We start from the raw sequence: 8,031 nt of genomic DNA on the forward strand, positions 1-8,031 counted from the left end.
ACGACGCTGATCTACGGTGCCGGCATCGATCGCAGCATCTCCCCGATCGTGGCGCGCGCGCGCCGTCTTCGAGTGTTTCCCACTCCGATGACCCATGGCATGCGTCAGCCGGTGCACGCCGACGACATCGCCCAGGCCATGGTGCAGGCCATACGAACCGGGGCCGCCGCAGGCCGGGTGTTGGAAATCGGTGGCGGTGAACGGCTGCCTTACCACGAGATGTTCCGTCGCATGCGTGCCAGCCTGGTGGAATCGACCCTGCCTGTGCGACTCCCGGATCTGTCGCTGCGCGCGCTGGCTGCGGTTCTGCCCCGCGCGCGCGGCCCGGTGTCGCGCCTGCAGCAGGACCTGATCGCCGACAACAGCGAATTGACGGCGCTGCTGGGCGTGCGGCCGCGCGCTTTCCGGCCGGATGCTGGTACCTGGCAGCCCATGACCCCCGAACTGGCATCCGCACGCGTTGCGGCCTCTCCGCCAGGGGTAGTGGCATGACGTCCGTACGTCCCAGCGTGGGAGTTGCGTTGTGTACCTACAACGGTGCGCGCTACCTGCAGGCGCAGTTGGACAGCATCCTGGCGCAGAGCGAGCCGGTGGATGAGGTGGTCATCGGCGACGATGGCTCTTCGGATCAGACCATGGCCCTGCTGCAGGTATTCAGCAGCCGGGCGGGCGCGATGGGCATACGCGTCGAGGTCGTGCAGCATGCACGCAATCTCGGCTACATCCTGAATTTTGCCGATGCGCTGCAGCGCTGTCGGTCCGACATCCTGTTCCTGTGCGACCAGGACGACGTCTGGTATGTCGATCGGGTTGCAACTTACCTGCAACGGTTCCAGGCCGATCCGGGCCTGCTGCTGCTGCACAGCGATGCGCGCCTGGTCGATGGCGATGGCGTTGCGCTGGGTGGACACCTGCTTGAAGTGCTGGGAGTGCATCCGGCCGAAGTGGCGCTGGAGCGATCCGGGCTTGTGATCGATGCGGTTCTGCTGCGCAACTTCATTACCGGGGCAACCTGTGCGCTGCGCCGGGGGCTGCTGGAGAGTGCGTTGCCGATCGCTCCGTGCTGGAGCCACGACGAGTGGCTGGCTGTAGTCGCCTCGCTGGACGGTGGGCTGGACATGATCGCGCGGCCTACCATTGATTATCGCCAGCATGGCAACAACCAGATCGGTGCCGGCCGCCGTGGACTGATGCGGCACCTGCGCCAGCTTGACCTGTTTGAACGCCAACGCCGGCAACGCACGGCCGATCGCCTGCTGGCGCTGGATGCGCTGCTGCGTCGGCGTGACGTGCTGATTGCGCCTGTTCGTTTCCACGGCCTGGCAGCGCTGGCCTGGCGCATGGCCTGGTCGCGGCTGCAGCTGTATCGGCGGGCCGATGTGTCGCTGCGCTGGATTGCCCAGGACGCGCCTCGCCTGCTGGCCCGGCTCGCCAATGTGTGCCTCGCCGGGGCAGGCTGGAGAGGCATTCACGCGGCCGCGGCCGGCGCCCGCAGGGGCTGGACGGAATCGCACACAGCTTGAACTGCAGTGAAACCCGGGGCCGGCGCCTGCCTGCCTTCGCGGCGGCTGCGTTAGACTCGCCGGACCCTATCAATCCGCATTCCCGTGCCCCGACGCTACGATTCCGACGACATCGACGATTCCGACGACGACCTGCAGGACGATGGCAGCCCGCTCTGGCGGCGCCGACTGATCACCTGGACCATGGCTGCGGTYGCGTTGGGATTGGGTTTCCTGATCCCCTATACGCTGTACCTGAACCAGCAGGTGACGCAACGCTTCGGTGAACTGCGCTGGCAGATCCCGACGCGCGTCTATGCACGCCCGCTGGTGCTGATGCCCGGCAAGGCGATGGATGCGGCAACCCTGAAAACCGAACTGGCCGCCTCGGCCTATCGCGATGATGGCCAGGGCAAGGATCCGGCAACCTATGCGGTGCAGGGCGGCCGCTTCGTCATCTCCAGCCGCGGCTACAACGATGTCGACGGCCACGTTGCTGCGCGCCGGGTCGAGCTGTCGCTGTCCGGCGGCAGCATCGCATCGTTGCGGGACGCCGACAGCCGCAAGGCGCTGAAGGCGGCCCGCATGGATCCCGCGCGCATCGCCACGCTGTATGGGCAGAAGCAGGAAGAGCGCCGCCTGATCCGCATGAACGAGGCCCCGGACCTGTTGGTCACTGGCCTGCAGGCGGTCGAGGACAAGGACTTCAACCGCCATCACGGCATCGATCTGTCCGGTATCGCGCGCGCGGTCTGGGTGACTGTCCGCTCCGGTGGGCAGAGCCGCCAGGGCGCTTCCACCCTGACCCAGCAGCTGGCCCGCAGCGGCCTGCTGGGAATCGGCAAGGAACAGACCGTCACCCGCAAGTTCAACGAAGTGCTGTATGCATTGATCATGGAAGCACGCTATGACAAGCGCACCATCTTCGAGGCGTACCTCAACCAGGTGTATCTGGGCCAGCGCGGCAGCCAGGCGATCCACGGCATGTCCTCCGGTGCCGAGTTCTGGTTCGGCCGCGATCTCTCCTCGCTGGAAACCGAGCAGATCGCGCTGCTGATCGGCCTGGTCAAGGGACCGTCCTACTACGACCCGCGGCGCAATCCCGAGCGCGCGCTGGACCGTCGCAACTTCGTGCTGGGCAAACTGCACGAGGCGACCCTGATYGACGATGCCGAGTACCAGCGCGCGTTGAAGGCGCCGCTGGGCGTGCCCAAGACCCCGGGCCTGGTGGCGGCCAACCGCTTCCCGGCCTACGTTGACCTGGTGCGTCGCCAGCTTGCCCACGACTATCCGGAATCCGCCCTGCAGGGCGCTGGCCTGAGCGTGATGAGCGGCATGTCGCCGTCCGCGCAGGCTTATGCCGAAGGTGCGGTCACGCGCACCATCAAGTCGCTGGAAAGCAAGCGTCGCCCCGAGCTGCAGGCCGGCCTGGTGATGACCRACGTGCACAACGGTGACGTGGTGGCGGTGATCGGCAGCCGTGAAGTGTCCGAGGTCGGTTTCAACCGCGCCATCGAGGCGCAGCGCCCGGTCGGTTCGCTGCTCAAGCCGTTCGTGTACCTGCTGGCACTGGCGCAGCCGGACCGCTATTCGCTGGCCAGCTGGGTCGATGATTCACCGGTGACCGTGCAGCTCAGCCGCGGCCGCAACTGGAACCCCGGCAATGCGGACAACCGCAGCCACGGCACCGTGCGCCTGATCGATGCGCTCGCCCACTCCTACAACCAGGCGACGGTACGGGTGGGCATGCAGGTCGGCCCGGAACGGGTGACSCAGCTGATCCACGTGCTGGCCGGCATCAAGGCCGAGGCGAACCCGGCGGTGATCCTCGGCTCGACCGACCAGAGCCCGTAYGCGATGGCSCAGCTGTACCAGTTCCTGGCATCGGGCGGCGAGATCCAGCCGCTGCACGCGGTGCGTGGCGTCCTTGATCCGCAGGGCAAGCTGCTCAAGCGTTACGACAAGACCCCGGCACCGGCACAGGAAGGTGACTCGATTGCCGCCAACCTGATCAGCATCGGCCTGCAGCAGGTGGTGGCCAGTGGTACCGCGCAGCGTTTGAACGCCGATGGCCTGGGCCGCCTGCAGCCGGCCGGCRAGACCGGCACCACCAACGATGGCCGCGACAGCTGGTATGCCGGTTACACCGGCGATCACCTGGCGGTGATCTGGATGGGCAATGACCAGAACGAACAGGCCGGCCTGTATGGCGCCACCGGCGCGATGCGGGTGTGGTCGGGCATCTTCCAGCGCCTGCCGACGGCGCCGTTGAAGGTCAGCAACAAGGGCCTCGACTGGCAGCCGGTTGCGGCCACGGGAACCAACAGCACCGATGAAGGGTGCCCGGGTGCCCGCCGCTTCCCGTTCGTGGTGGGCTATGCGCCTGCGTATGAACCGTGCGCACCGGCGGCCTTGCCGGACGCGCAGGGCGGTGCGGAAGGCGAGGGCGGCGGCTGGCGCAGCTGGTTCGGCCTTGACCGTAAGCCCGAACCCGCCGCTGAACCTGCCGCAGCACCCGCTGCAGCGACTCCTCCTCCAAGCCGATGATGCCGATGACTATCCGTTCGCTGTTCCAGCCCCTGGTCCTGAGTGGCCTCAGCCTGGCCCTGGCGGCCTGCGTGAGCAGCGCGCCGCAGGTGGTCAAGCCGGTGGATACCACCACGCCCGCACAGCGGCTGGCAGCCGTGGAAGCCGCAGCCGGGCCGGATGACAAGGAGCTGTCGGTGCAGCCACTGCGCGATTCCCAAGTTGAGGATCTGCGGCAGACGGCGCTGACCCAGCGCAAGGCCAATGATCTGGCTGGCGCGGCCGGCAGCCTGGACCAGGCGTTGCAGATCGTGGCCGGTGATCCGTCGGTATTGCAGGAACGCGCGGAACTGGCGCTGCTGCAGGGCCAGTGGGCGGAGGCGGAAACGTTCGCACGCAAGGCTGTGGACCTTGGCTCGAAGACGGGGCCGTTGTGCCGCCGGCACTGGGCGACGATCGAGCAGGCGCGCCTGGCGCGGGGCGAGAAGGAGAATGCGGTGTCCGCGCACGCGCAGATTGAAGGCTGCACGGTGCCGGGGATCAAGCGGTACTGAGTTTCCCAGCCAACGGCGCAGCCCCTCGTGGCTGGCTGCTTGGTCGCGCAAAAGCCGCGCTGGCCGGGCAGGTTGGATTCGCGGGGGACGCCGTGAACCCATCCCTGGGGGCTTGGCCGCGGCATCCATGCCGCGGACACCCCCGCGAACCCAACCTGCCCGGCCTCTGACAGTTTCCGTGTGCGGCCAGCCACGGAAAAGAAAAAGAAAATCAATAGCGGGTCGCGCGCTGCGCGCACTCGCTGCGGGGTCGGATCCGTTTTCCGCAGGAGAACGGATCCGGCCCCTTCTACTTTCTCCGTTACACCAACCGCTTCCGCTCTGCCTTTGCATYCCGTCACCGGGAAACTGTCGAAGGGGGGGGGCTGTGGGTTTGCGGGGTGTCCGCGGCATGGATGCCGCGGCCAACCCCCCAGGGACGTCCCCGCAAACCCACAGTCCCCCGCCAGCCCTCAGTCCAACCCAGAGCCATGAACAAACGCTGTTGCCGTTGCTTTTGCTTGTGCTCTGGCCTGAAACGGGTGCCGGGCAACGCCCGGCCGGGTATCCTTTCCACCTGATGTCCGACCTTGTCCATGCCAGCCGCGAAGCCCTCAGCGAAGGCGGCGCGCTCGCCTCCCATCTGGATGCGTTCGTCCCGCGTCCTGCGCAGCTGCGCCTTACCGAGGCCATTGCCGCGTCGATGCAGCAGCGCGACCTGCTGCTCGCCGAAGCCGGTACCGGCACCGGCAAGACCTTTGCCTATCTGGTGCCGGTGCTGCTGTCCGGAATGCGCACCATCATTTCCACCGGCACGCGCGCGCTGCAGGACCAGCTCTACCACCGTGACCTGCCGCGCGTGCGCCAGGCACTGGGCGTCGGCGTGCGCAGCGCGCTGCTGAAGGGGCGCAGCAACTACCTGTGCCGCTACCGCCTGCAGCAGGCACGCGGCGAGCCGCGCTTCTCCAGCCCGGAACAGGCGGCACAGTTCCAGCGCATCCTGGCTTGGTCCGGCCGCTCGGAATCAGGCGATATCGCCGAACTCGATGGCCTGGCCGACGACTCGCCGCTGCTGCCGATGGTCACTTCCACCGTCGACAACTGCTTGGGCAACGAGTGTCCGTTCTGGGATGACTGTTTCGTCGTGCGGGCCCGCCAGCGTGCACAGGCCGCCGATCTGGTCGTGGTCAACCACCACCTGCTGCTGGCCGATCTCGCGCTGAAGCAGGAGGGCTTCGGTGAACTGCTGCCCGGTGCGCAGGCCTTCGTCATCGACGAGGCCCATCAGCTGCCCGAACTGGCCGCGCAGTTCTTCGGCGAAGGCTTCGGCATGCGCCCCTGGCAGGAACTGGGCCGTGACTGCCTGGTTGAAGCGCGCGGCGTGGGTGGCGCACAGTCTGCACTGCAGGAACCGGTCGATCATCTGCAGCAGGCATTGTCTGCACTGCGTGCTGCGATGGAGGGGCTGCCAGCGCGTGGCACCCAATGGCGCGCGCTGGCAATGCCGCAGGTACGCGAGGGTTTCGATGCGGTGATGTCCAGCCTGGTGGTGCTGGAGCAGGCATTGCAACCGCTGCGCGAAGCCGCTGCTGGCCTCGATGCCTGCCATGCGCGCGCACGTGAGGCGATTTCGCGGCTGGGCCGTTGGCTGGGGGATGAAGAACCCGCGCTCGACTTCGATGCCGATCCTGCAGAAGCGACCGCCGTCGCTGGTGACGTGCTCTGGTATGAATTGACCGCGCGCGGTTTCCGCTGCCAGCGCACGCCGATGGATGTGTCCGCACCGCTGCGCGAACATCGCGAGCGCAGCCATGCCGCATGGATTTTCACCTCCGCCACGCTGACCGTTGGCGGTGGCTTCGAGCACATCGCCACGCGCCTGGGCCTGGATGATCCGCAGACGCTGGTACAGCCCAGTCCGTTCAACTGGCCCGAGCAGGCACTGTGCTRCCTGCCTGAAGGCCTGCCGGATCCGGCTGCGCGCGGTTTCGGAACCGCACTGATCCAGGTCCTGCGTCCGGTGCTGCAGGCGTCGCAGGGCAGGGCGTTCCTGTTGTTTGCTTCGCATCGTGCGCTGCGCGAGGCGGCCGAGGCGCTGCGTGATGGGCCCTGGCCGCTGTTCGTGCAGGGCGAAGCGCCGCGCGCGACCCTGCTGCAGCGTTTCCGCGAATCCGGCAATGGCGTGCTGCTGGGCTCGGCCAGCTTCCGCGAGGGCGTGGATGTGGTCGGCGAGGCATTGAGCGTGGTGGTGATCGACAAGCTGCCCTTCGCCACGCCCGATGATCCGGTGTACGAAGCGCGGCTGGATGCCATACGCACCCAGGGCGGCAATCCCTTCCGCGACGAGCAGTTGCCGCAGGCGGTGATTGCCCTGAAGCAGGGCGTTGGCCGCCTGATCCGCAGCGAGACCGACCGTGGCGTGCTGGTGCTGTGCGACCCGCGCCTGCTCAACCGGGGTTATGGCAAGGTCTTCCTGCAGTCGCTGCCGCCGTTCCGGCGAACCCGGGCCCTGGCCGATGTGCAGGCCTTCTTTGCGCCACAATGGGCGCCCGTGGCGGATGCCGCTGCCCCGACCGCTGCCGTGGCGGGGCCGGAGCCGGCTCCCGGCGCCACGTTCCCCCTGTTCTGACCCGATCCGATGAAACTGCTCGCCTTTGAAACCGCCACCGAAGCCTGTTCCGTAGCCCTGCATGTCGATGGGCAGGTACGGGAACGCTTCGAGATCGCCCCCCGCCGGCATGCCGAACTGAGCCTGCCGTGGGCGGAGGAGCTGCTGGCCGAGGCCGGCATCAGCCGCCGCCAGCTGGACGGCATCGCGCTCAGCCGTGGTCCCGGTGCGTTCACCGGTGTGCGCCTGGCGATCGCGTTGGCGCAGGGCATCGCGCTGGCGCTGGATCGGCCGTTGCTGCCGGTGTCGACGCTGCAGGTGCTGGCGCTGCGCGCGCCGGTGGAAGAGAAGCAGATCCTGTCGGCGATCGATGCGCGGATGGGCGAGTTGTACGTGGCACGCTTCGAGCGCGTGGATGGACTGCCGGTGGCGCGGGATGCCGAGCGCGTGTGCGTGCCGGCGGCGGTGTCGTTGCCGGATGCTGCGTCCGTCTACGGCGTCGGCACCGGGTTTGCCGCGGCCGAGGGCGCGCTGGTCGCGCAGCTGGGGGCTGGCCTGCGCCGCTTCGATGCAACGGCGCTGCCACGTGCAGCGGATGTGCTGGCACTGGCGGTACCGGCGTTCGCGCGCGGCGAAGGCATTGCGCCGGAGAAGGTCGAGCCGGCGTACCTGCGGGACAACGTGGCGCTGACGCTGGTCGAGCAGCAGGCGGCGCGGGATGCCAAGGCGAAGGCCAACGGCTGAGCCCCTCGTGGCGGGGTGGTGGGTCGCTGACAGCAGAAGCCGTGGGTTGGCCGGGCGGGTGGGCTGCGCAGGGGGCGCCGTGAATACGTCCATGTAGGCTCGGGCGCGCCGTCCATGG

At 67.9% G+C, this 8,031-nt stretch carries 6 protein-coding genes; all 6 read left to right on the forward strand.

The annotated features are described in order from the left end of the window. On the forward strand, nucleotides 1–492 hold a 492-nt coding region (locus AC1VAN_RS11020), incomplete at its 5' end, for an NAD-dependent epimerase/dehydratase family protein (protein ID WP_480985803.1). After that, entirely contained in the window at nucleotides 489–1,523 is a 1,035-nt protein-coding gene (locus AC1VAN_RS11025; RefSeq protein WP_032974980.1) for a glycosyltransferase family 2 protein, read from the forward strand. The genes AC1VAN_RS11020 and AC1VAN_RS11025, both read left to right, overlap by 4 nt. Before the next feature lie 84 nt (nucleotides 1,524–1,607). Beyond that, nucleotides 1,608–4,049: a penicillin-binding protein 1B gene (mrcB, locus tag AC1VAN_RS11030; RefSeq protein ID WP_480985804.1), complete on the forward strand. Its 2,442-nt coding sequence runs from the start codon at nucleotides 1,608–1,610 to the stop codon at nucleotides 4,047–4,049. After that, nucleotides 4,046–4,582 (forward strand): hypothetical protein, encoded by a 537-nt coding sequence (locus AC1VAN_RS11035; RefSeq protein ID WP_080150494.1) that lies wholly within the window; start codon nucleotides 4,046–4,048, stop codon nucleotides 4,580–4,582. Before mrcB ends, AC1VAN_RS11035 begins: the two co-directional genes overlap by 4 nt. Nucleotides 4,583–5,141: 559 nt before the next feature. Next, nucleotides 5,142–7,190 (forward strand): DNA repair helicase YoaA, encoded by a 2,049-nt coding sequence (yoaA, locus tag AC1VAN_RS11040; protein WP_480985805.1) that lies wholly within the window; start codon nucleotides 5,142–5,144, stop codon nucleotides 7,188–7,190. Nucleotides 7,191–7,199: 9 nt separating this feature from the next. Then, nucleotides 7,200–7,913, forward strand: coding sequence for a tRNA (adenosine(37)-N6)-threonylcarbamoyltransferase complex dimerization subunit type 1 TsaB (tsaB, locus tag AC1VAN_RS11045; RefSeq protein ID WP_025877742.1), 714 nt, complete (start codon nucleotides 7,200–7,202; stop codon nucleotides 7,911–7,913). Nucleotides 7,914–8,031: the final 118 nt, after the last annotated feature.

Source organism: Stenotrophomonas sp. 05L44_2, from assembly GCF_056665995.1.